The 22,590-nt window shown below is 70.7% G+C and carries 23 protein-coding genes; 15 read left to right on the top strand and 8 right to left on the bottom strand.

Going from position 1 to position 22,590, the window contains the following annotated elements; translation table 11 throughout:
- Positions 1 to 53: 53 nt before the first annotated feature.
- Positions 54 to 1,358: an MFS transporter gene (locus tag ACWD4U_RS02015; protein ID WP_363449499.1), complete on the top strand. Its 1,305-nt coding sequence runs from the start codon at positions 54 to 56 to the stop codon at positions 1,356 to 1,358.
- 7 nt (positions 1,359 to 1,365) lie between these two features.
- On the opposite strand, the gene ACWD4U_RS02010 is transcribed toward ACWD4U_RS02015, so the two are convergent.
- On the bottom strand, positions 1,366 to 1,596 hold the full coding sequence (locus tag ACWD4U_RS02010) for a hypothetical protein (RefSeq protein WP_363449497.1): 231 nt from the start codon (positions 1,594 to 1,596) through the stop codon (positions 1,366 to 1,368).
- Positions 1,597 to 1,714: 118 nt separating this feature from the next.
- On the opposite strand from ACWD4U_RS02010, the gene map reads away from it, so the two are divergent.
- Positions 1,715 to 2,560 carry a type I methionyl aminopeptidase gene (gene map / locus ACWD4U_RS02005; RefSeq protein WP_363449495.1) on the top strand — a complete coding sequence of 282 codons (846 nt, stop codon included), beginning with the start codon at positions 1,715 to 1,717 and terminating at the stop codon, positions 2,558 to 2,560.
- A gap of 122 nt (positions 2,561 to 2,682) precedes the next feature.
- Here the strand turns inward: map and ACWD4U_RS02000 are convergent, their stop codons facing one another.
- Positions 2,683 to 3,381 (bottom strand): bifunctional DNA primase/polymerase, encoded by a 699-nt coding sequence (locus tag ACWD4U_RS02000; protein WP_363449493.1) that lies wholly within the window; start codon positions 3,379 to 3,381, stop codon positions 2,683 to 2,685.
- A 466-nt stretch (positions 3,382 to 3,847) separates the two neighbouring features.
- On the opposite strand from ACWD4U_RS02000, the gene ACWD4U_RS01995 reads away from it, so the two are divergent.
- Positions 3,848 to 4,069 carry a hypothetical protein gene (locus ACWD4U_RS01995; RefSeq protein WP_363449491.1) on the top strand — a complete coding sequence of 74 codons (222 nt, stop codon included), beginning with the start codon at positions 3,848 to 3,850 and terminating at the stop codon, positions 4,067 to 4,069.
- 162 nt (positions 4,070 to 4,231) lie between these two features.
- On the opposite strand, the gene ACWD4U_RS01990 is transcribed toward ACWD4U_RS01995, so the two are convergent.
- Entirely contained in the window at positions 4,232 to 4,909 is a 678-nt protein-coding gene (locus ACWD4U_RS01990; protein ID WP_449787071.1) for a PadR family transcriptional regulator, read from the bottom strand.
- A gap of 213 nt (positions 4,910 to 5,122) precedes the next feature.
- Here ACWD4U_RS01990 and ACWD4U_RS01985 point away from each other — a divergent pair, with 213 nt between their 5' ends.
- Both ACWD4U_RS01985 and ACWD4U_RS01980 read left to right on the top strand, forming a co-directional pair.
- On the top strand, positions 5,123 to 5,521 hold the full coding sequence (locus tag ACWD4U_RS01985; protein ID WP_363449489.1) for an ACT domain-containing protein: 399 nt from the start codon (positions 5,123 to 5,125) through the stop codon (positions 5,519 to 5,521).
- Positions 5,522 to 5,701: 180 nt separating this feature from the next.
- Entirely contained in the window at positions 5,702 to 6,739 is a 1,038-nt protein-coding gene (locus tag ACWD4U_RS01980) for a serine hydrolase domain-containing protein (RefSeq protein ID WP_363449487.1), read from the top strand.
- A 72-nt stretch (positions 6,740 to 6,811) separates the two neighbouring features.
- Here the strand turns inward: ACWD4U_RS01980 and ACWD4U_RS01975 are convergent, their stop codons facing one another.
- Positions 6,812 to 8,572, bottom strand: a complete 1,761-nt coding sequence (locus ACWD4U_RS01975; protein WP_363449485.1) for a SpoIIE family protein phosphatase — start codon at positions 8,570 to 8,572, stop codon at positions 6,812 to 6,814.
- Positions 8,573 to 8,834: 262 nt separating this feature from the next.
- On the opposite strand from ACWD4U_RS01975, the gene ACWD4U_RS01970 reads away from it, so the two are divergent.
- Complete coding sequence (locus ACWD4U_RS01970) at positions 8,835 to 9,275, top strand: DUF7144 family membrane protein (RefSeq protein WP_363449483.1); 441 nt, start codon at positions 8,835 to 8,837, stop codon at positions 9,273 to 9,275.
- 186 nt (positions 9,276 to 9,461) lie between these two features.
- Here the strand turns inward: ACWD4U_RS01970 and ACWD4U_RS01965 are convergent, their stop codons facing one another.
- Positions 9,462 to 10,013, bottom strand: a complete 552-nt coding sequence (locus tag ACWD4U_RS01965) for a GlcG/HbpS family heme-binding protein (protein ID WP_363449481.1) — start codon at positions 10,011 to 10,013, stop codon at positions 9,462 to 9,464.
- A 371-nt stretch (positions 10,014 to 10,384) separates the two neighbouring features.
- Here ACWD4U_RS01965 and ACWD4U_RS01960 point away from each other — a divergent pair, with 371 nt between their 5' ends.
- From ACWD4U_RS01960 to ACWD4U_RS01940, 5 genes are all read left to right on the top strand, one after another.
- Positions 10,385 to 11,548, top strand: a complete 1,164-nt coding sequence (locus ACWD4U_RS01960; RefSeq protein ID WP_363449819.1) for a sensor histidine kinase — start codon at positions 10,385 to 10,387, stop codon at positions 11,546 to 11,548.
- Between the two features lie 61 nt (positions 11,549 to 11,609).
- The gene (locus ACWD4U_RS01955) at positions 11,610 to 12,239 is read left to right on the top strand and encodes a response regulator transcription factor (protein WP_363449479.1); all 630 of its coding nucleotides are present in this window, start codon (positions 11,610 to 11,612) and stop codon (positions 12,237 to 12,239) included.
- Positions 12,240 to 12,525: 286 nt separating this feature from the next.
- Complete coding sequence (locus tag ACWD4U_RS01950) at positions 12,526 to 13,440, top strand: carbohydrate ABC transporter permease (protein ID WP_363449477.1); 915 nt, start codon at positions 12,526 to 12,528, stop codon at positions 13,438 to 13,440.
- Positions 13,437 to 14,324 carry a carbohydrate ABC transporter permease gene (locus ACWD4U_RS01945; RefSeq protein ID WP_363449475.1) on the top strand — a complete coding sequence of 296 codons (888 nt, stop codon included), beginning with the start codon at positions 13,437 to 13,439 and terminating at the stop codon, positions 14,322 to 14,324. The genes ACWD4U_RS01950 and ACWD4U_RS01945 overlap by 4 nt, the downstream gene beginning before the upstream one ends.
- Positions 14,325 to 14,422: 98 nt before the next feature.
- Entirely contained in the window at positions 14,423 to 15,811 is a 1,389-nt protein-coding gene (locus ACWD4U_RS01940; protein WP_363449473.1) for an ABC transporter substrate-binding protein, read from the top strand.
- Between the two features lie 201 nt (positions 15,812 to 16,012).
- Here ACWD4U_RS01940 and ACWD4U_RS01935 read toward each other — a convergent pair whose 3' ends face one another.
- Positions 16,013 to 17,266: a tyrosine-type recombinase/integrase gene (locus ACWD4U_RS01935; RefSeq protein ID WP_363449471.1), complete on the bottom strand. Its 1,254-nt coding sequence runs from the start codon at positions 17,264 to 17,266 to the stop codon at positions 16,013 to 16,015.
- 168 nt (positions 17,267 to 17,434) lie between these two features.
- Positions 17,435 to 17,716 carry a helix-turn-helix transcriptional regulator gene (locus ACWD4U_RS01930; RefSeq protein ID WP_363449469.1) on the bottom strand — a complete coding sequence of 94 codons (282 nt, stop codon included), beginning with the start codon at positions 17,714 to 17,716 and terminating at the stop codon, positions 17,435 to 17,437.
- Between the two features lie 263 nt (positions 17,717 to 17,979).
- Between ACWD4U_RS01930 and ACWD4U_RS01925 the strand changes: the two genes are divergently transcribed.
- Positions 17,980 to 18,906 (top strand): DUF5655 domain-containing protein, encoded by a 927-nt coding sequence (locus tag ACWD4U_RS01925; RefSeq protein ID WP_363449467.1) that lies wholly within the window; start codon positions 17,980 to 17,982, stop codon positions 18,904 to 18,906.
- Positions 18,907 to 18,997: 91 nt separating this feature from the next.
- Here the strand turns inward: ACWD4U_RS01925 and ACWD4U_RS01920 are convergent, their stop codons facing one another.
- Positions 18,998 to 19,744: a DNA-methyltransferase gene (locus ACWD4U_RS01920; protein WP_363449465.1), complete on the bottom strand. Its 747-nt coding sequence runs from the start codon at positions 19,742 to 19,744 to the stop codon at positions 18,998 to 19,000.
- Between the two features lie 583 nt (positions 19,745 to 20,327).
- Between ACWD4U_RS01920 and ACWD4U_RS01915 the strand changes: the two genes are divergently transcribed.
- The 3 genes from ACWD4U_RS01915 (at position 20,328) to ACWD4U_RS01905 (ending at position 22,587) form a co-directional block, all read left to right on the top strand.
- A complete protein-coding gene (locus ACWD4U_RS01915; RefSeq protein WP_363449463.1) occupies positions 20,328 to 21,470 on the top strand; it encodes a C40 family peptidase in 1,143 nt (380 codons plus the stop codon).
- Positions 21,471 to 21,568: 98 nt separating this feature from the next.
- Positions 21,569 to 21,877 carry a DUF6112 family protein gene (locus ACWD4U_RS01910; protein ID WP_153463742.1) on the top strand — a complete coding sequence of 103 codons (309 nt, stop codon included), beginning with the start codon at positions 21,569 to 21,571 and terminating at the stop codon, positions 21,875 to 21,877.
- Positions 21,877 to 22,587, top strand: coding sequence for a hypothetical protein (locus ACWD4U_RS01905; RefSeq protein ID WP_363449460.1), 711 nt, complete (start codon positions 21,877 to 21,879; stop codon positions 22,585 to 22,587). The genes ACWD4U_RS01910 and ACWD4U_RS01905 overlap by 1 nt, the downstream gene beginning before the upstream one ends.
- Positions 22,588 to 22,590: the final 3 nt, after the last annotated feature.

The raw sequence follows: 22,590 nt of genomic DNA, 5'->3' as shown, positions 1-22,590 counted from the left end.
GGAACGGAAAACCGCTTGCCCGCGGCACCTTCGCTCGAGCACCATCTCGCCATGTGACCAGCGCCGCCGCCCTCCTCCGCAAGCTCCGCCCCGACCTGACGCCGTGGCGGTCCTCGCGCGACTTCCGCCTGCTGTGGACGTCCGGGTGCGTCAGCGCGTTCGGCAGCTACCTCTCGTACGTCGCGGTGCCGCTGCAGATCAAGCAGCTCACCGGCTCCTCCCTGGCGGTCGGCCTGATCGGCGCCTTCGAACTGGTGCCGCTGGTGGTGTTCGGCCTGTGGGGCGGCGCGCTGGCGGACGCGCTGGACCGCCGCCGCCTGGTGCTGCTCTCCGAGGCCGGGCTGTGCCTGCTGTCCGTCGTGATGCTGGCCAACGCGCTGCTGCCGCACCCCGCGGTGTGGCCGCTCTACGTGGTCGCCGCGTTCTCGGCGGCGCTCTTCGGCCTGCAGCGCCCGCCCCTGGACTCGCTGATCCCCCGGGTCGTCCCGCACGACCAGCTGCCCGCCGCCTTCGCCCTCAACTCGCTCTACCACAACGTCGCTTCGGTGGCCGGCCCGGCGCTCGCCGGCGTGGTGGTCGCGGTCAGCGGGGTGCAGACGGCGTACGCGCTGGACGTCGCGACCTTCCTGGTCTCCCTGGCGCTGATCGCCCGGATGCGCCCGGCCCCGCCCGCGGACAGCGCGGAGCGGCCCTCGCTGCGGACCATCGCCGAGGGCGTCCGCTACGCGTGGAGCCGCAAGGACCTGCTGGGCACCTACGCGATCGACACGGTGGCGATGCTGTTCGCCTTCCCGGTCGCGGTCTTCCCCTTCCTCGCCTCGGCGCTGGACGCGGACTGGGCACTCGGCCTGCTGTACGGGGCCACCGCGGCCGGCGCCCTGGTGGTGTCGGCGACCAGCGGCTGGATCTCGCACGTGCACCGGCACGGCCGGATGCTGCTGTTCTCGGCGCTCGCCTGGGGCGGCGCGATGGCGCTGGCGGGCCTGTCCGGCAACGTCTGGCTGGTGCTGCTGTGCCTCGCGCTGGCGGGCGGCGCGGACGAGATCAGCGGGGTGGCCCGGTCGGCGATCTGGAACCAGACCATCCCCGACGAGCTGCGCGGCCGGCTCGCCGGGGTGGAGGTGCTCAGCTACTCGGTCGGCCCGCAGCTGGGCCAGGTCCGGGCCGGCGGCATGGCCGGACTGATCGGGGTGCGCGCCTCGATCTGGACCGGCGGCCTCGCCTGCGTCCTCGGCGTGCTGGCCCTGACCGCGGCGATCCCGCGCCTGCTGGCCTACGACGCGCGCACCGACCCGCACGCGCTCGCCGTGCGGGCCCAGCACGAGGTGCAGGCCGCCGCGGCGCCCGCCGCCGCCTGACGGCCCCTCAGCCCTTGTCCGCCTCGGGCTCGTCGTCGTTCCACCGCGGGTCCTCGCGCCACTCCTGGTTGCGCTCGGCGGCGGTCTCCAGCGCGTGCGCCGCCTCCTCGCGGGTGGCGTACGGGCCGAGCCGGTCCTTGGCCGGGCACTCCGGCCCCTCCTCGACCTTGCCGTGCTTGATGCAGTAGAACCACTCCCCCGGCTGCCCGGTGGGCTTGCGGCCGAAACCCAGCGCCATCGCTCGTTCTCCCGTCCTGGTCGTGGCCCGCGGCCCGCGGACCCCTGCTGATCATTCCCGGCACCCGGGTCGTACACACGGCCGGGGCGGGCGGGTGGTGGCGGATACACTCACGGTCATGGCTCTGGTACCCGGCACGCAGTCCCCCACCCGCAAGGTCCCCGCGCACATCGCGCGTCCGGAGTACGTCGGCAAGCCCGCGCCGACCCCGTACACCGGGCCGGAGGTGCAGACCGCCGAGACCGTCGAGAAGATGCGGATCGCCGGCCGGATCGCCGCCCAGGCCATGGCGGAGGCGGCCAAGCTGATCGCCCCCGGGGTCACCACCGACGAACTGGACGCGGTCGCCCACGCCTACATGTGCGACCACGGCGCCTACCCGTCCGACCTCGGCTACCGGGGCTTCCCCAAGTCGATCTGCACCTCGATCAACGAGGTGATCTGCCACGGCATCCCGGACTCGACCGTGCTGCAGGACGGCGACATCGTCAACATCGACGCCACCGCCTTCATCCACGGCGTGCACGGCGACCTGAACGCCACGTACCTGGTCGGCGACGTCGACGAGGAGTCCCGCCTGCTGGTCGAGCGCACCCGGGAGTCCCTCGACCGGGCGATCAAGGCGGTCAAGCCCGGCCGCCAGATCAACGTCATCGGCCGGGTCATCGAGTCCTACGCCAAGCGTTTCGACTACGGCGTGGTGCGCGACTTCACCGGCCACGGCATCAACACCTCGTTCCACTCCGGCCTCATCGTCCCGCACTACGACAGCGACCGGGCCACCCAGGTGATCAAGCCCGGGATGACCTTCACCATCGAGCCGATGCTCACCCTGGGCACCTACGACTACGAGATCTGGCCGGACGGCTGGACCGTGGTCACCAAGGACCGCAAGCGCACCGCCCAGTTCGAGCACACCCTGGTGGTCACCGCCGACGGCGCGGAGATCCTCACCCTGCCCTGACGGCCCGTCACGCGCGGAACGGCCCGCCATCCCCTCGAGTACGGGGTGGCGGGCCGTTCGGTTGAGCGCTCGTGCGTGGGCTCGGCGTGGGCTCGACGTCGGCGTCGGCCTCGGCCTCGGTGTCAGCCGATCAGCCACTGCTCCTGGGCGACCGCGCCGACCTCGGTGCAGGCGTCGGTGAGCACGTCCAGCACCCGCAGCGGGTCCGGCAGCGGCTGGTCGGGGCCGCGCAGCCACCGCACCTCGGTGCCGTCCGGCAGCGCGGCCGGCGGGACCAGGGTGTAGGAGCCGCGGCAGTGCCAGCGCAGTCCGGGGTGCTCGGAGACGGTGTCGGGGGTGGAGTCCAGCGCGCTGGTCCACCACTCGTCCTCGTCCTGCGGGGTGCCGCGGGTGGCGGTGAAGAACAGGTAGCGGTCCTCGCCGACCGCGGCGACCGGACCGCCGACACCCTGCTCCTCGAGGCGCTCCAGCGCGAGGCGCCCGGCCTCGGCCGGGACGTCCAGCACGTCGTGAGCCCGGCCGGTGGCGGTGACGAAGTTCGCCTGCGGGTCGCGGGAGAGCCACCGGGCCAACTGTTCGGCGTCCGTGGTCGCCTGCGACTGCCAGGCGAAGGAGAGCGGGTGCTGGGCGGGCGCGGGACAGCCCACCCGGTCACAGGAACACCGGTACCCCGCCGGGTGCGCGGCGGGCGCCACCGGGAATCCCGCCCGGACCGCTCCCAGCAGCAGATCCAGCCGCACGGCCGCGTCCCCACCCGTGGCCGGGCGGTCCTGCCGCCGGTCACGCCGCCACCAGGCCGTCCACCTGCTGCTGGCTTCCATCGGGCCCCTTCCGTACCTGCTGAGTTGTCGTGCCAGGTACGGCACGACACACCACCGACGCAACATCCGACGCCAACGCACGAAGCCGCTCGCTGCTTCCCGAAGAGGTGCACCACGCGCGGGGGGCGTCCGCCGTCAGCCGGCGCCGGGTTCTCCGGCCGACCGACGTCCGGGGCCACGGTACGGAGGCGAGCCTCGCGCTCGACCGAGTGCGAGCGTCGCGCTCGGCGGGCAGGCGCGCTTCGACGCGCCCGATCCAGCCCGTACAGGACCGCGGACCCGGGTGAAAGCCCGGGGGCGTACAGAGCAGGATAAGGCTCCCGAGGGCCTCTCCATGACCGGGGGCGGTGCCTGCCCCGTCACACCGGCTCCACATCGCCGTGGCGGAACGGACACATCCCGACGCAACGGACACCCGCGCGCCGCCCGCCGTCCGGCCGGATTCCGCCCCGCATACCCTGAACAAGTGAAAAGCGCCGACACCGAGTTCATCGGGGGCCCGCTCGACGGACGGATCCTGCCGATCCTGCTGAGCCCGCTCCACAACGTGCCGAAGGTCTACCGCGTCCCCGTCCCCGCCCACGACGACACGCCGGCCGTCACACTGGTCTACCGCCGGGCCAAGGAGTACGGCCCCAAGGGCCGCTGGCGCTGGCGCTACGAGTACGACGCCGCGGCGAGCAGCTGACCGCGAGCCGACAGCCTGCCGACCTCGTACCGGCTTCACGCCTCGCGCCTCACGCCTCGCGACTCGTGCTGACCCGCCGTCAGCCTGCGGTCGGGTGGCCCTCGCCGGGTGCCGGGCGTCGGATGCCGCCCGGCACTGCTTCGGGCTCACACCCCCTCGGGCTCACGCCTCCTCGGCCAGGATCAGGTACAGCTTCTTCTTCGCCTCGGCCAGCACCGCCAGACCCTTCGCACGCTGCTCCTCGGTGCCGGTCATCATGACCTGGCGCACCGCGTGGTCCACCGCGGCCAGCGCCGCGGCCACCTCCTGGACGGCCTCCCAGTCGTGCCGTCGCCCGGCCTCGTCCCACGGCGAGGCGGACGCCTGCTCGGCCTCGGTGCGGCCCTGCTCGGTGAGCTCGAACAGCTTCTTTCCGGACTCCTCGCTGGCGCGGATCAACCCCTCCTCCTCCAGCAGCTGCAGGGTCGGGTAGACCGAACCAGGGCTGGGCCGCCAGGCCCCGCCGGTGCGCTCACCGATCTCGGTGATCATCTCGTAGCCGTGCATCGGACGCTCCCGCAGCAGCGCGAGCAGCGAAGCCCGCACGTCCCCGCGACGCGCCCGGCCGCCACGCCGACCGCCGTGACCGCGGCCGCCGTGGCCCCCGAACCCGCGACCGTGCCCCCCGAACCCCGGACCGAACGGCGGCCCCGGCCGCCCCTGCCCGCCGAACGGCCCGAACGCCGCCCGCACCACGAACTCCTCGCCGCCCATCCCGGGCATCTCGTCACGTCCCGAACGTCCGGCCGCCTCGGCCCAGCGACGTCGGCCTTCTCCGCCATTGCGCTTGTCGAACCGCATGACGAACACCTGCTTTCCATGCTTACGAACGCTTCGCCTATCGAAGCATCTCGATAACTCGACGATATATCGCTAACTCGCGAACGACAACCCCTTTCCGATACTCGCCCGCCGTCAGCCCCGGGCCGGTGCCCGCCGAATCCACCCGACACGGAGCACCCGAACCGCGCCGAACACCCCACCACCCGCACCATCAGCCACTACCGTGACGCCATGGCAGGCGAACGCGACCTTCAGAAGCTGCTCTCCGGCATGCGCCCGGTCCTCCACCCGGGCCGCTACGTGTACTGCACCCTCCCGGCGAGGGTCCCCGCCGGACTCCGCCCGGTGGTCACCGTCGCCGAACCCGAGGGCGTCACCTTCGTGGTCTCCCAGGAGGAGGCCGACGCCCTCGGCCTGCGCTACGAGTTCGTCGCCTCCTGGATCACCCTGCAGATCCACTCCGCCCTGGACGCCGTCGGCCTCACCGCCGCCGTCGCCGGCCGCCTCGCCGACCAGGGCATCAGCTGCAACGTGGTGGCCGGCTTCCACCACGATCACCTCTTCGTCCCCGCCGAGGAAGCCGAGCGGGCCCTGGCCGCCCTCGACTCCCTCTCCACCGAGCAGCACTGACCCTCAGTCAGCCCGGTGCCCGCCGGGAAGCACCGGCGGCCCCGGTAGCGGCCCCGGCACGCCACCGGGTCGCTTCCTCACGTCCCACCACCGGTCACCACCCCGGGCACTGGTTGCCGCACCGCTCCTCGGGTGACAATCCGATCGAAGGCCCGCGCCACTCCGGACGAGAGGGACGCCGTGTCACCCGATCCGCAGCACCCGGTCTCCACCTGGACCGCCGATTCCGCCGCCGCCCTCGACGCCGCCCTTGACGCCGCCGTCAACGCGGGACAGTTCCCCGGCGGCGTCCTGGTCATCGGCCAGTCCGGCACCGGCCGACAGGTCGTCAGCCGCGGCGTGGTGGCCCCGGAGTGCGGCCCCGCCGCCCCCGACGAGCACACCCGCTACGACCTCGCCTCGCTCACCAAGGTCCTCGCCACCTGGCCGCTGGTCGGCGAGGCGGTCCGGACCGGCCTCCTCGACCTGGACGCCCCGCTCCGCTCGCTTCGCCCCGAACTCCCTTCACCCGGTGCCGACCTGACCGTCCGCCACCTGCTGACCCACACCTCCGGCCTGTACCCGCAGACCGGTCTGGCCCGCTACGAGCACACCGGACGCCCGCTCATCGAGCACCTCTGCGCCGAACCCCTGGTCAGCGAACCGGGCACCCACCACCGTTACATCGACCGCGGCTTCATCCTGCTCGGACTCCTCCTCCCGGCCCTCTTGGGCCAACCGCTGCACCTGCTCGCCGACCGGCTTTGGCGCGACCTCGGCCTGACCTCCACCACCTACGGCCCGCTCGCCCGCGACCCGCGCATCGCGCCCACCGAACAGCGCCTGGCCGACGCTCCCCGCACCTGGGGCATCCCGCACGACCCCAGCGCCGCCCTCCTCGGCGGCGTCGCCGGGCACGCCGGCGTCTTCTCCACTGCGGCCGACCTGGCCACCTTCGCCGAACACCTCCTCAAACCGCCCGGCCCACTGCCCACCTGGTTCGAACAGAGCCGCCACCCGCAGACCACCGTCGAACCCGGCCTGCACCGCGGCCTCGCCTGGCTGGTCACCGAGAACGACGCGGTCACCTACCACCACGGCTTCACCGGCACCAGCCTCTTCCTCGCCCCGCACTCCCGCCGCTACGTCGTCCTCTGCAGCAACGCCGTCTACCACGGCTGGGACCGCACCCGACTCGCCGGCCTCCGCAGCCTCGCCCTCCACCTGCTCCACGGCTGAGCGGTCGGGCAGCAGCGGTCAGGCATCAAGCCTGTCCTCCGCCGTCCTGCGGGCCCTCGGCCCTTCTTTTGCTCAGGCCATCGGCTGCCTCCGTCCGCCGCTGAGGACGGTCAGTACCTCCGTGCTGCGCGGTCGTCCTGACCGACCGTCACCGCGCTCGGGCCGGACCGCGGCGGCCGCCAGCAGGGCGATGTCGTCCTCGGCGGGGGCCGGTGCACCGGCCAGGACGGCGTCGAGCAGTTGGGCCGGGGTGGCCCCGGCGGGGAGGCGCAGTCCGGTCAGTCGCTCCAGGGAGTCGTCGATGTCCTCGCCGCGGCGCTCGACCAGGCCGTCGGTGAAGAGCAACAGGGTGTGGCCGGGTGGCAGGACCACCGTGCTGGGCAGGTAGCCGGCCAGTCCGGTGCCGAGCGGCGGGCCGGCCTCGACCGGGAGCAGCGCCACCGCGCCGTCCGGCCGAACCACCGCGGGCGGTAGATGTCCGGCACTGGCGAAGCTGTACCTGCCGCGGGCGGGATCGGCGTACACCGCCAGGCAGGTGGACGGCCGGTAGTCGTGCACCTCGCAGGCCAGCCCGTCCATCCGCTGCAGCAGCCGGTCCGCACTCGGCTCCAGCAGGGCCATCGCCCGCAGCATCGCCTGATAGTGGCTCATGTCAGCCGCCGCCTCGATGCCGTGGCCCATGACGTCGCCGATGGAGAGGACGGTGCGGCCGTCCGGAAGGGCCACCGTCTCGTACCAGTCGCCGCCGATCAGGGCGCTCGTCCCGGCCGGGCGGTAGCGAAAAGCGACCGCGAGGTCCGGGTGCGGGCTGCCCGGTTCGGCGAGCATGGCGCGTTGCAGGTCGACCGCGACCGCGTGCTCCCGGCTGTAGCGCCGGGCGTTGTCGAGGTTGATCGCGGCGCGCCGGGCGAGGTCCTGGGCGGCGACCGCGTCGTGCTGGCCGAAGCCCTGCGAGGCGCCGGCCCGCATCAGGGTGACGGTGCCGATCCGGTGACCGCGCGCGGTGAGCGGGATGATCATCCCGGAGTGGATGCCGATCGCCCGGTAGAGCGCGACCCGGTCGGCGTTGGGTGCGGAGCGGCTGAGCTCCTCGTCGGTGAGCAGGTTCTCGATGATCGGCCGCCCGGAGGCGAGGCAGCGCGGGATCGCCGATCCGGGCTGGTAGTCGACGTACTCCCCGCGGTCACCGAGCAGCCGGACCTGGTCGATGAGTTCGGGGTGGGCGGCCATGGCGGCGCGACGCAGGCGGCGACTGCCGTCGGTCCGGGGGCGGGCGTGGGTGCTGTCGGGATGCGGGAGGACCTCGACGGTGGCGGCGTCGGCGAGGTGCTCGACCAGGAAGTCGGCGAGCTCTCCGCAGGTGGTGTCCACGTCGAGGGTGGTGCCGATCCGGGTGGCGGCGGCGTCGAGCAGGGTGAGGCGTGCCCTGGCCTGTTCGAGTTCGTGCTGCTGCTGGCGGGAGGCGGTGACCTCCAGCACGATCCCGACCAGGCCGATCGGGACGCCGTCGGCTTCGAGTCGGTGGTAGGCGCCGTGCCAGTAGCGGCGGTGCGGTGGCGAGGCGGCCTGGGTGTGTCCGCTGGAGGTGACCTCGCGCGCCCGCCCGTCGGCGAGCACGGCACGCAGCACCTCCTCGCGGGCGTCGATGTCGGGGAGGAGTTGGGCGATGGTGAGGCCGAGGTGGAGTTCGGCGGGCACGCCGTTCATCCGGGCCAGGGCCGGGTTGACGTAGAGGTAGCGCAGGTCGGTGTCCAGGACACCGATCCCGGCCGTGGTGCCGTCCAGGAGTTGGCGGAGCGGCTGGGGCAGGTCGTGCCAGATCCCGTCGGCCATGGCAGTCGCACCTCCTCGCCTCGCTCCCCGGTCCGGGGTCCGGGTGGCGGTCGCGAGGCCGGGTGGCGTCCGGTGCACCTCGTGCCCGCCCAGGCACTGTGACCAGTTAACAAGGCGCGCGCCCTTCGGGCGATCCGGTACCGACCGGCATCGCGGCACTTCCCGGTGGGTCCGAAGACCACCCGAATGGAGTCGCCCGAGTGCCCGAGCCCCTGAGGTGTCCGAGGGTCGACACAAGACCAGCTTCGGCCAAGGAGGTTCCATGAGCTCGTCTGTCGGTCCGACCGCGCCCACCCCGAGCGGTGCCCGCGGTGCTGCGCCACAGTCCGGGAACAAGACCTGGGTGACCGGGATGGTGCTGTTCGCCGGTGTGGTGATGATGATCAATGGTCTCCTCGAGGTGTTCGCGGGGATCATGGCGATCGCTCAGGACGACGTCTACGTCAGGACTCCGAACTACGTCTTCCAGTTCAGCCTGACCTCCTGGGGCTGGATCCATCTGGTCATCGGCCTGTTGGTCGCGCTGACCGGCATCTGCGTGATCCGAGGCATGGCCTGGGCACGGATCGCGGGTATCTTCCTGGTCTCGCTGAGCATGATCGGAAACTTCCTCTCGCTGCCGTACTACCCGCTGTGGTCGCTGGTCGTCATCGCGCTGGACGTCTTCGTGATCTGGGCGCTCTGCATCTACCGACACGACTGAGTCGCGGCCGCGTCACACCATCTCCGCCTCCTGTACTGCTCTTCGTGAGTGCCGGGGTTCCGCGGGCCCGCTCGATCGAGCGGGCCCGCGGTCTGCCGTCAGGCCTCAGGCATCAGACCTCAGCCCTCAGGTGCTGGCCGTCAGGCATCCGCCGTCGGACGTCAGTCGGTAGCCCTCCGGCGTGCGTCATTTGCCCAGGGCCGCGACGCCGGCCTGGGCGAACTGCTCGTCCTGGTCGCCGCTGGGCGCACCGGCCACGCCGATGCCCGCGATCGGGGCGCCCTTGAGCTGGACCGGGGCGCCGCCGCCGAGGAACAGCGTGCCGGGGATGTCCTTCAGGTTCGGCGCCTGGGCGAGGCGCTTGGCCAGCTCGGAGGTCGGCGCGTTCCAGGACACGGCCGTGAAGGCCTTCCGCTGGGCGGACTCGAAGGACTGCGGGCCGGCGCCGTCGCCGCGCAGCTGGACTATCACGGTCCCGTTCCGGTCCACGACCGCGACGGAGACGTGCTGCCCGGCCTTCTCGGCGGTGTCGATGGTGACCTGCGCCGCCTTGGTGGCCGCCTCGACCGTCAGGTGCGAGGTCTCCATCGTGTAGCTCTTGGCTGTGTCGACCTTCGCCACGGCGGGCGCCTGGGGGGTCTCGGCGTTGGCGGACACGGCACCGACCACGCTGGCTCCGACCGCGGCGACCGCGACGGCACCGGTGACGACGCGGGTACGGGTGCTCAGCTTCTTCATCTTTCGGCTCCTGATCGGTTCGGAGCCGGACTTCCTGCGGTCCGGCCTCGCACTCAATACTTCGCCGCCGGAGGGCCGCCGCGGATCGTCGGACCGGCTCGGCTGGAGGGGCATGATGGACGACAGCCGTGTCAACCGATCGGTGGATGTGCGGGCCTCGTCGCCGAGCCAATATCCCTATGCAGGCGCTACTCGGCGTGATTCCAGGTGGTCACGCGACGACGCCGCGTAGCCACATCCGGTGGGTGCTCGTTGCCCGCCGGGTACGGCGCAGCAATGCACAGGGGCTGACACAGAGAGAGGAGGTGGCCGTCATACGCCGACCCACGCCTCGTCCGGTCGATCCGGACGCCGGCTGGCTGACCGTCGTCATGCGGCTGGTCTTCCTCCTGCTGCTCGGCACCTCCCTGGTGCGCTATCTGATGCATCATCTGCACAGCGCGCTCACCCCGTGGGTGATCGGGCTCAGCCTCGCGCTGGCTGTCGGCCACCTGCTCGGGCGGGCCGAGCGCCGACCGGCCTGGTTGGCCGGGGAGCTCGGGATCTGGGCGGTGCTGGTGGTGATGGCCCCCAGCTTCGCCTGGTGCGCCATCCCGCTGATCTACACGGTGCTTCGCGCTCTGCCGCCGCGGGCCGCGATCCCGCTGGTGACGGTGCTGACGCTGCTGGTGGTGGGGGCCGAACTGCAGCTGGCCGACAGCTTCGACCCGACGTTGCCGCTGCTGCCGCCCGCCATCGCAGCGCTGGCCACCGCGGTGTTCCTCTACATGCAGCGGCAAGGCGCCCGGCAGCGCCGGCTGATCATGGATCTCATCCGCACCCGCCGGGAGCTGGCCGCGATCGAGCGGCGCGAGGGCGCCCTCGCGGAGCGGGAGCGGCTCTCGGTGGAGATCCACGACACCCTGGCCCAGGGGCTGTCCAGCCAGCAGATGCTGCTGCAAGCGGCCGACCGCACCTGGGAGCACGATCCGCAGGCGGCGCGCGGCCACGTCCGCACGGCTGCGGCGATCGCCGCTCGCAACCTCGCCGAGGCCCGCCGTTTCGTCCACGACCTCGCCCCGGCCGATCTCGCCGAGCAGGGCACCCTGGAGGCGGCCCTGCGCGCGCTCGCCGAGCGGGAGGCCGCGGAGAGCGGCCTGCCCGTGCGCTTCCACCTGGACGGCCCTCCGATACCCATGCCGGCCGCCGCGCAGTCCGCGCTGCTGCGGATCGCGCAAGGCGCGCTGGCGAACGTCCGAGAGCACGCACACGCCACCACCGCCTCGCTCACGCTGTCCTACCTGGGCGACCAGGCCGTACTGGACATCGCGGACGACGGCCGGGGCTTCGTCCCCGGCCGCACCGGACGCGCCGCCCAGGTCGGCGGTGCCCCCTGGGCACACGAGCCGGCGGGGGGCGCAGTCAGGGGCGACCGCGGGCACGGCCTGCCGGCCATGCGGGCGCGGCTCCGGCAGCTCGGCGGCAGTCTCACCATCGAGTCCGCTCCGGGCGAGGGCACGGTGGTCTCCGCCGCCATCCCGCTGGAGATCCGCTGACCCTGCCGGGCCCGGCCGCCCGGTCGGCCGCGCCGTTGCCACCGTCAGGACAGGAGGGTTCATGAACGACAAGGTCAGGCTGATCGTCTGCGACGACCACGCGATGGTCCGGGCCGGGCTGCTGGCACTGCTGTCCAGCGATCCGGACGTCGAGGTGGTGGGCGAGGCCAGCACCGGGGAGGAGGCGGTGACGCTCGCCGCCCGCCTGCAGCCCGAGGTGGTGCTGATGGATCTCCAGCTGGGCAGCGGGATCGACGGGGTGGAGGCCACCCGCCGGATCCTCGCCGGGCCGGGCTCCACCCATGTCCTGGTACTGACCACCTTCGACACCGACGCCGACATCACGCGGGCCATCGGCGCCGGGGCGACCGGGTACCTGCTGAAGGCCGAGCGTCCGGAGGAGCTGTTCGCCGCGATCCGCTCCGCCGCGGCCGGGCGCCCGGCCCTCTCTCCGCCGATCGCCTCCCGGGTGATGGCCCAGATGCGCTCACCACTGCCCCAACTCACCGACCGGGAACAGGACATCCTCGACCAGCTGGGCCAGGGGCTCGGCAACAGGGAGATCGCCAAGGCCCTCTACATCAGTGAAGCCACCGTCAAGACCCACCTCGGCCGGATCTACGCCAAGCTCGGCGTCGACACCCGCTCCGGCGCGGTGGCCATCGCCAAGGAACGCCGACTGTTGCGCTGACCGGCCGGCAGACCGCCAACGACCGGCCGAGCACGGACGCTCCGACCGAAAACCGCTGCTTGAGAACTGAAGAACGCCAACATCCGGCCAACCCCGCGATCTGACGAATCATCGGTTGCCGGAAGGTGCGGAAGTGACAGGCGAGGGGTAACCATCCGGGGCCCGCCACGCGTGACGCGAACGCGTAAGGAACGCGCCACCCCCCGCTCACCGGGTCATCGCCGTCGTGTCGTTCGGGCGCGACACGGTTTGGCTGAACCGACGTCACGAAAGGCTGACGCGCACCATGCCGACCGCACCAAGCCCGCCGCCCCTGCCGGGTCGCCGCCTCGGGGAGCAGGGGCTCGCCTGGGCGTTCCTGCTGCCCTCGCTCGCGGTCTTCGGGTTCTTCATCGCATACCCCCTGGGCCGCACCCTCTATCTGAGCACCCACGCCAACGACCTGTTCGGCGCGCCGTCGCAGTACGTCGGTCTGAAGCACTACACCGACCTGCTCGCGTCGGCGGACTTCCGGCACACCCTGGTCACCACCGCCCTGTTCGTACTGTTCACGGTGGTGCCTGGGGTGCTCGGAGCGCTGCTGCTGGTCCTCTTGCTGGAGAGCCGGATCCGCGGAGTCCGGCTGCTGCGCTCCGCGTTCGCGCTGCCGTTCGCCTTCTCGGTGGCCAGCGCCTCCGTGGTCTTCTCGGTCTTCTACAACCCGGCGAGCGGGGTGCTCAACGGGCTGCTGTCCACGGTCGGCCTCGATCCGGTCGGGTGGCTGACCGATTCGAAGTACGCGCTGCTCTCGGTCGCGGCATCCACGATCTGGATGAACCTCGGCTACAACGTGCTGGTGCTTTCCGCGGGCATCGGCTCGATCCCCGGCGAGATCACCGAAGCCGCCCGGCTCGACGGTGCGTCAGGGATCCGACTGGCCCGGTCGATCACCATCCCGATGCTCGGGCCCAGCCTGTTCTTCCTCATCGTGGTCTCCACCGTGAACGCCCTGCAGAGCTTCGGGCAGATCCACATCCTCACCAAGGGCGGGCCGGACGGCGCGACCCGCACCCTGGTCTACTCCGTCTACCAGAAGGCCTTCGCCTACGGTGCCAGCGACTTCGGCATGGCGAGCGCGCAGGCCGTGGTGCTGATGGTCGTGGTCCTCTGCTGCACCGCCGTCCAGTTCGGCTTCCTGGAGCGGAAGGTGCACTACGCATGAGCGCGATCGCCGACACCACCCCCGCCCAGGCCGAGCCGACCCGCTCGGCCCGCCGTCCGCTGCCGCTCCGCGCCACGCTCGCCCGCGTCGCCGTCTACCTGCTGCTCGGGATGGCCCTGCTGACCGTCGCGTTCCCGGTCTACTACGTGTTCGCCGGCGCCTTCATGCAGCCCGACGAGATCGCCACCTACCCGCCCGCCCTGGTCCCGCACTCCTTCACCGGCCGGAACTTCTCCGGCGCGGTGCACGCCATCCCACTGATCCGTCAGTACGCCAACTCGGCCCTGGTGGCCGCAGTGATCACCGCGGCCCAGCTGCTCACCGCGATCCTCGCCGCGTACGCCTTCGTGTTCCTGCCGCTGAAGGGCCGGGCAGCGGTGTTCGGGCTGTTCCTCGCCACCCTGATGGTGCCGTGGGAAGCCATCATCATCCCCAACTACCTGACGCTGTCGGACTGGGGACTCGGCAACACCTACTTCGGACTGGTGCTGCCCTTCCTGGCGTCCGGTTTCGGCACCTTTCTGCTGCGGCAGTCCTTCCGCCAGTTCCCGGCCGAGCTGCGGGACGCCGCCCGGATCGACGGGGCGGGCCACTGGCGCTTCCTGTGGCGGATCCTCGTCCCGCTCAACAAGCCCGCCCTCGCCGCGCTCGCCATCTACGTGTTCCTGTCCGCGTGGAACCAGTACTTCTGGCCGCTGATCATCACCCGCACCTCAGAGATGCAGACCCTGCAGATCGGTCTCTCCTCGCTGCGCGACTCCGAGATGGCCGACCCCGGCCTGATCCTGGCGGGCGTGGTGCTCTCACTGCTGCCCACCCTCGTGCTGGTGGTGTTCGGCCAGCGCTTCATCGTCCGCGGACTCACCGCCGGGGCGGTCCGCTGACGGCGCCTCGGCTCCACCCGACCCGCCCCGCACGACCCGCCCCGCACGCCCGGCTCCGACTCGCCCGGTACCTCACCCTCGCAGAAGAGAGAAGAACCGTGAAGAAGAGTGCCCGCGCGCTCGCCGCCCTGCTGGTCTCCGGTCTCGCCCTGACCGGTTGTTCGTCCAGCAGCTCCGGCAACGCGTCGACCGACTCCGCCGCTCCCGGCGCCTCCGCCCTCGACCAGGCGTCGGGGGTGACCACCGTCGAGTTCTGGCACTCGATGACCGGCAAGAACGCCGATGCGCTGACCGCCCTGGTCAACCAGTTCAACGCCGCCCACCAGGGCAAGATCGAGGTCAAGCCGCTGTTCCAGGGCAGCTACGACGACCTGATCGCCAAGTACAAGGCCTCCGTGCAGCAGAAGGCCACGCCGGCGCTGGTGCAGGTGTACGACATCGGCACCCGGTTCATGATCGACTCCAAGCAGACCGTCGCGGCCCAGGCCTTCGCCGACAAGGACGGCTACTCGCTCGACGACCTGCAGCCGAACATCCGCAACTACTACTCGGTGGGCGGCAAGCTCCAGTCGATGCCGTTCAACTCCTCGATGCCGCTGCTCTACCTCAACGCCGACGCCTTCAAGGAGGCCGGCCTGGACCCGGCCAAGGCGCCCACCGACCTGGCCGAACTGGGCGACCTCGCCAAGAAGCTGACCAAGAAGGACGGCAGCGGGCAGACCGTCCGCTACGGCTTCGGCGCGGCGATCTACGGCTGGTTCGTCGAGCAGCTGCTCGCCGAGTCCGGCGCACTGTACTGCGACGGCGACAACGGCCGTACCGGCAAGGCCACCAAGGCCACCTTCGACACCGCGAAGGGTGCCGAGATCGTCCAGTGGTGGGCCGACCTGGTCAAGGGCGGCTACGCGGCCAACACCGGCCGGCAGACCGCGGACGCCCAGGCCGCGTTCAAGGCCGGCACGGTGGCGATGCACCTGGAGTCCACGGGTGTGCTGCGCGGCTACACCGAGGCCGCCAAGTTCACCGTCGGCACCGCGGCCTTCCCGAAGACCGCCGCCTCCGACCAGGGCGGCCCGGTGATCGGCGGCGCCTCGCTGTGGATCTCCGGCCCCGGCCACTCCACCGCCCAGCAGCGCGCGGCCTGGGAGTTCGAGAAGTTCGCCACCGCCCCCTCCCAGCAGGCCGCCTGGCACACCGGCACCGGCTACTTCCCGGTCAACACCAAGGCGCTCGACGTCGCCGCGGACAAGGAGTGGGTCGGCAAGTTCCCGCAGTTCCAGACCGCGATCGACCAGCTGAAGGCCACCAAGCCCACCCCGGCCACCGCCGGTTGCCTGCTCGGCGTCATGCCGCAGGCCCGCAAGGGCGTCGAGACCGCCATCGAGCAGACCATCAGCGGCTCCAAGACCGCCCAGCAGGCCCTCACCGACGCCGGCAAGGAACTCCAGCCCGCCATCGACAGCTACAACGCCTCGGTCACCGGTTGACCCGCCTGACTCCCCGTCAACCCGTCGAGGGCCCGACCGCACGATCGCGGTCGGGCCCTCGACGCAAACACCTGGCTGAGCAGCGGACGAGTCGGCCTATACGCCGGGTAAAGGCCAGCGTTGGCGATGATCATGCCCTGACCAGGCACGTTGGGCGATCCGCGGGCCTCGTCCGGCCCGTCAGGGACTTCTCAGGGACTTTCAGCCGAGATCCGCAAGCCGGCTGTCGACAGCAGCAAGACCGCGCGCTCCCGCCTCCGGCATGAAGTGAGTGTAGGTCCGAAGGGTGAAGGCCGGATCCGAGTGCCCGAGCCACTGCGCCAGCGAGACGATCGACTCGCCAGCTTCCAGCATGACCGAGGCGTACGTGTGTCGCAGGACATGGAACCCGTGCTCTCGGCTGGGCTCCCAGACCCTGGTCGGCTTCGCCCCCTCCGTCGGCTCAGGGAGCGGCGGAATCACACCGGCGACAGCGAGTGCCGGCTTCCAGTTGCGAGTGTTCCAGGTCGCCCGGTTGATTGCCGTGTCCTGCCTCGTCGTGGACAGCAGCGATACGGTCACCTTGCGGCACTCGTCCCGTGGCAGATCCGGCAGCTCAGGGTCAAGCCACGGCAAGGTGACCTCGATCGTGGGGAACCTCGTCCGGTACTCCTCCAGCCGCTTCCGGAGGGCGCGCGGCAACGGCACGTCGCGCTCCTTCCGCCCCTTCGGCGGGCCGAAGTACAGCTGCGACTTGTAGCGCAGGATCTGGCGGGAGACGTGGATGGACTCCCCGTTCACATCGTCCAGGCTGAACGCGAACGCCTCACCCTGGCGTAGCCCGCATCCAATGCCGAGATCAAACGTCGCGTGATACCGGTCGGGGAGCGCCGTTCGGACACCACTCACGCGCTCTTGTGCCCAGGCACGCGCTTTCCGCTCGGGCTTCCTCGGCGGCTTGATCGAGCTGTTCCCCTTGCAGGGGTTGCGGAACAGCCGCTTGTCCTCAACTGCGGCCTGCATGATCGCCTTCAGGTACACCCAGGTGACGTATGCCGTGCCGGAGCCGATCTTCCGCTGGATCTCGGCAGACCACGTCCGCAGCTCCGGGACGCCGATCTCGCGCAGCGCGAGATCCCCAAGGTAGGGAAGAATGTGGCCCCAGATGCGGTAGCGCATGCTCTCCAGCGTCTGCGCAGGGTGCGTCTGCGCCGGCCACCAGTGCTTCTCGACGTAGTCGCGCATCGAGATCTGTCCGTCCCGGGTGTCGACGAAGTCCCCGCGCCGCGTATCGGTCTGCGCTTCCGCCAGCCACGCCTTGGCGTCTGCAACGGTGTCGAACGAGCGGTCTCGGACGCCAGGTATTCCCTTGACGCGGTAGCGAGCGCCCTTTCCCCAAAGGTTGGTTCGTTCGCGCTTTCCCGTCTCCTTGTTGGGGCGCTTCTTGAGCCACCTGTCCTCTATGTACCCCGCCACTTGCGAACTCCTTCAGTTATTGCAATGCGCGCCGAGGGAACGTCCCTGCGGCATGTCCAACACACAGACGACCTCGGCGTGCACGAAATTCCTGATGCAGCCGAGAACTTCAAACGTCTAATCAGTGGTGCCGCAGGGGCGTATGGCCAGCTCAGGCAAGTACCGGCTTTATCGTCCGGACTTGCGCGAAGAGCGCCGCTGAGCTGACGCCTTCAGCGGGTCGAGTGCTGGGTTCGATCGCGAGTCCGCCTTCTCCTGCTCAGCCAACCAGGCATCGAGGAGCTCACGGCGGTACACCACTCGACCGCCAGGCCCCATACGAAAGCTCGGCGGCCCCTGCCGCCGGTGGCGCCAGATGTACAAGGTGTTGACCGATACCCCCATGTACTTCGCTGCGGCCTGAAGATTCAAGAACGCAGGCTCGACGGCGACCTCTGACTTATTTCGCATCTTCTCTCCGGAGTCAACGCCGCCTGAGCGCGGCCATGCGATTGCTCGGCCCGCCGCACGACGGAGTCGCGCGAACCACAGCTGGCGGGCAGGGCCATAATCCGGAGAATCGCCAATTTGGTCCGGCCGCCACATTGTGGTAGTTGACCCAGCCGCCCCTTTCACGCAGGTCTGGCGCGACCTGGCCGGAAACCCGACCCATCGGGAATACGACCTTCCATTCTTCGCTTGGTGTTCCTGTACTGGGCACGGAGGGGACACGGATGACCGACCTAAAGCTGTTCCGGCTCGACGCCGACGGCCGCGATGCCGAGGTGCAAGGTTCGACGGTGGCGCTGGAGGTGGACCTACAGCGCCGGGTCGAAGCGAGCACGGAGGCGATGCTCGGGATCCGCTTCGTGGCGTCGGAGTACCCCACCGGGCCGTGGCATCGGGGGCGGATCGACTCGCTCGGGCTCGACGAGAACGGCACCCCGGTGATCATCGAGTACAAGAAGGGCAGCGACCACGGGGTGGTAACGCAGGCGGTCTCGTACCTGTCCTGGCTCAAGAGCAGCCGCCACGAGTTCCAGGGTCTCGTGCAGGAGAAGCTGGGCGCCGAGGCAGCCGAGAGCATCGACTGGCGCAACCCGCGGGTGGTCTGCATCGCCGCCGACTTCTTCCGGCACGACCGGACCGCGATCCACCTCATGGGTCAGCGCATTGACCTGGTGCGATACCGGGTCTTCGAGGGTGGCCTGCTGAGCCTGCTCCTGGTGGAGTCGGCCCCGGGCAACGCCGCGCCGGCTGCACCACGGACGGCGGTCGACCGTGCTGGCGAAGGTCCGGCGGGGGCCCCGAACTCGACGGAGACGATCATGGCTGAGCCGCCGACGCCGCTGCGTGCTCTCTACGAGGAGTTGAGCGAGGCTCTGACCCGGTCGGGAGATGTCGAGGTGGAGGCGAAGCTCCATTACATCGCGTTCCGGCGGATGAGGAACCTGGCGTGTGTGCTGTTCCGCCCGTCCAGCCAGACGATCATGGTCTATCTGCGTGTCGACCCGGGGACCGTCGCACTGGAGGAGGGCTTCACGCGCGACGTACGCGGGATCGGTCACTTGGGGACGGGTGACCTGGAGGTGCGGATCAGATCGGCGGCCGACTTGGAGCGGGCGACGCCGCTGATCCAGCAGGCGTTCGACGCGGCATGACCAACGGCGAAGGGCGACTGCCGCATCGGTAACTCGATGCGACAGCCGCCCTTTCGTGTCTGCTCTCTGTCGGCCCCGGCCGCCCTTGTTCTCACGCCTCGGGCCCGGCCAGGACGAAGTCGTCCTGGGTTAGTTCGGCTCGCAGCCGCTGTTCGGCGACCTCGGCGTAATGCGGGGAGAGTTCGACGCCGACGAACTTCCTGCCTTCCTTGAGCGCGGCGACGCCGGTCGAGCCGGAGCCGGTGAACGGGTCGAGGATGGTTCCGCCTTCGGGGCAGATCTGGACGAGCTGCTGCATGACCTCCACCGGCTTCTGGGTGATGTGGACTCGGTCCTTGCGCGGCTGCGAGGCGATGAAGTGGCCCGGGAGGTAGATCTCCCTGTTCTTGTTGAGGCTTCCCTTGACGCCCCAGGTGATGAACTCGGCGGACTGCTTGAATCCGCCCTTGCGCGGGCGGCTGGCGGGCTTGATCCACGGGATCGTGCCAGCCCAGGTCCACCCGGCCATCTGCAGGGCGTCCGAGGTGGTGGGTTCCTGCCTCCAGTCGGAGAAGACCATCGCGACGGAGTGCTCCTTCGAGGCTCGGTACGCCTCGGTCAGCAGGGCGGTCAGCCAGGCGCGGTACGAGCGCTGGTCGCGGTTCTCGCCGGGGAAGGTCTGAAGGTCGTGAGCGGAACCGCTCGTGACGTACTTGGCGCGAGCGTCGCGGGCGGTGCGCTCGGAGCTGGTGCGTCCACCGGAGTTGTACGGCGGATCGGTGATCACCGCGTCAACGCTCTCGTCGGGCAGGGACGTCAGCACGGTGAGGGCGTCGCCTCGGTGCAGGGTGTAGCTCATGTGCGGGGCCTCTTTCAGGGCGTGACAGGACTGGGCCCACTTCGAACGACGCCGAGGGGGCAGCCGCTCGGAGTGGGGATGCGCCGGAGGTTAGCCGTGATGTCCGGCCGCACCTAATGAGGCATCCGCCCGCTTCCTGGGCCTGTTCCGGGGGCGTTTGGTGCGGCCGGAATCCGCGTCTAATGTCTGGCCATGTCGCCGAGGCGGAGCCCAGCTCCACCCCTGCTGGCCTGTGCTGATTCATGTCGTTCCGTCCAATTTCGGTGCACCCTCGGCACATTCGACACCCGATTCCGCGATCCGAGGAGAACCCCCGTGCACCGCCTGAGATTACGAGCGCGGCTGGCTGCCGCGCACGACCCGAGACCGGCGTCCGGAGCTACCAACTCCCCTGACCCGGGCCCGCCTCCGAGAGGCGGATTCACAACAGCGTGGTGCCGGCGGCTTTGCACGAGAAGCCGGCACCGCGCTCCTACCACCAGCGAGGAGCCGCTGCGATGCAGCATGCCCTGATACACCCGCCGCCGTGCCCGACCCTTCGTCCGGTCAAGGCCGTTCACGCCGGCGACTGTTGGCGGCGGCGATGAAGAAGACCGCCGGAGCCATTGTCGGTCTTGCCGCTGCCGGCCCGCTGCTGCTGGCCGTTCCGATCCTCGTCGCGGCAGCCGGATCCGCCGCCGCCGCCACGTCCTGCTCCAATAGCGGTGCACAGGCTGTGGATACCTCGGCGGTGGCCGCCCAGGTGAAGGCGATTCTGGACGGCAGCGACAAGACCACCGTTGCCGTGCCGGGGCTGGACAACCCGGCCGAGCAGGTGCCCAACGCCAAGACGATCCAGGCCACCGGCGTCGCGATGCACATTCCGGTCCGGGGGCAGATCGTGGCGCTGGCGACCACGATGCAGGAGAGCGGCCTGCGGAACCTCACCTACGGGGACCGCGACAGTCTGGGCTTGTTCCAGCAGCGGCCTTCCCAGGGCTGGGGCACCGCGGAGCAGATCCTCGACCCGGTGCACGCGAGCACCGAGTTCTACTCGGCACTCCAGCAGGTGTCGGGCTGGGAGTCGATGACGGTTACCCAGGCCGCCCAGGCGGTGCAGGGTTCGGGCTATCCGGACGCCTACGCCAAGTGGGAGCCGCTGGCCACCGCCCTGCAGAAGTCGATCGAGCCGCTGCTCGCCAAGACCGGCGCCACGCCGAGTCCCAGTCCCGGCGGTGGAGGTAGTCCGCCGCTGGCCCCAAGCGGCGGCGGCTGTACGAGCGGTGGGGACGGTTCCGGCTTCGGCGCCATCCCACCGGGCACCCTGCCGGCCGGGTACGCCATCCCGGCCGATGCCCCGCCGCAGGTGCGCACCGCGATCCGCTGGGCGCTCGGCCAGCTGGGGACGCCGTATCAGTGGGGCGGTGACTGCAACGATCCGCACGGGCCCGACCCGATGGGGCGGTGCGACTGCTCCTCGTTGATGCAGGCGTCGTACAAGGCCGCCGGGGTCACGCTGACCCGGACGACGTACACGCAGGTCACCGAGGGTCAGCCGGTGTCGGTCGACTCCCTCAAGCCCGGCGACTTGCTGTTCATCGAGGGCACCGCCGAACACCCCGAGCACGTGGGCATGTTCATCGGCTCGGGCCTTGTGGTTCAGGCCCCGCACACGGGCGACGTGGTCAAGATCTCGACCCTCGCCGATTGGAAGCCGCAGGTTCTCGCGGCCCGCCGAGTCGTCTGACCGGCGCTTTTCTCCCCTCCCCCCTTTCTCGCTCCGCCGCACTGTCCCCTTCCCCGATTCCGGGCTGCTGCGCGCAATGAATCGAACTGGAGTTCGCAATGTTCCTCGCCGACAAGGCCATCCAGCTCGCCTACGACCCGGGCATCCAGCCGAACGAGGGCGGCCTCCCCGGTCTCGCGGTCCTCAAGCAGGTGATGGGCTCGATCAACCTGTTCGGCATCATCGCCGTCGTGGGCGCGCTCGCGGTGAGCGCCGGCGTCTGGGCCTGGGGCCACCACTCGGGCGGTCACCAGGCCGAGGCCAACGGCAAGAAGGGCGTCCTCGTCAGTGCCGGCGCGGCCCTGCTGCTCGGCGCCGCGAACGGCGTCGTGGCCTTCTTCTCGACGCTCGGTGGCCAGGTCCACTGATGCAGAAGCGTTCCTTTGCCGCTGACCGTAGCGGCAACCCCGGCGGCGCATCTCGCGTGCGCCGCCGGGCGCTGCTCGGCACCGCTGCACTGGCGGCGCTCGTCGCCCTCGCTGGCCTGCTCGCCTACCTCACCCGAGACGGAAGGACCCCCGCCAAGGTTCCGCCCAGTTCGGTGAGTTCCGCGCCCGCTTCCTCATCGGCCCAGCCGTCCGCCCCGGCGGCTTCGTCCTCGCCCGGTGGCCGCGCGGCCCTGCCGGTTCCGCCCGCCACCCACGATCCGATCGCCTTCGGCAAGGCGGCGGCTTCGGCGCTGTGGTCGTACGAAACCCGCTCCTACTCTCAGCCCGAGCTGCTGGCCGCGCTGCACAAGTGGATGTCGCCAGAGGCCAAGTACGCGGACACCGCATCAGTGGACGCCCTGGTCCCCTCACCCGTGCTATGGGGCCGGATGGCCGACAACGGCCAGTACGCGACCGCAACCGCGAACGAGGCGCACTTCCCGGCCTCCTTCACCCAGGTCCTGCAGTCCGACCCGGGGGCGATCACGCAGGCGTACGTCTACGCCGTCACCGTCTCGGGTCGGCAGTCGATCGGCTGGAACGGCTCGCCCGCAGGCGGCGCCGAGGCCCGCTCGACCACGCTCGCCGTGCAGTGCCGCCCGTCCCAGAACTGCGCTCTCGCCGGCGTCTTCCCGACCGTCGCCCCCTGACCA

Source organism: Kitasatospora sp. NPDC002522 (assembly GCF_053595195.1).
The sequence above is the reverse complement of the archived record's forward strand: the minus strand, read 5'-3'. Positions and strand labels throughout refer to the sequence as shown.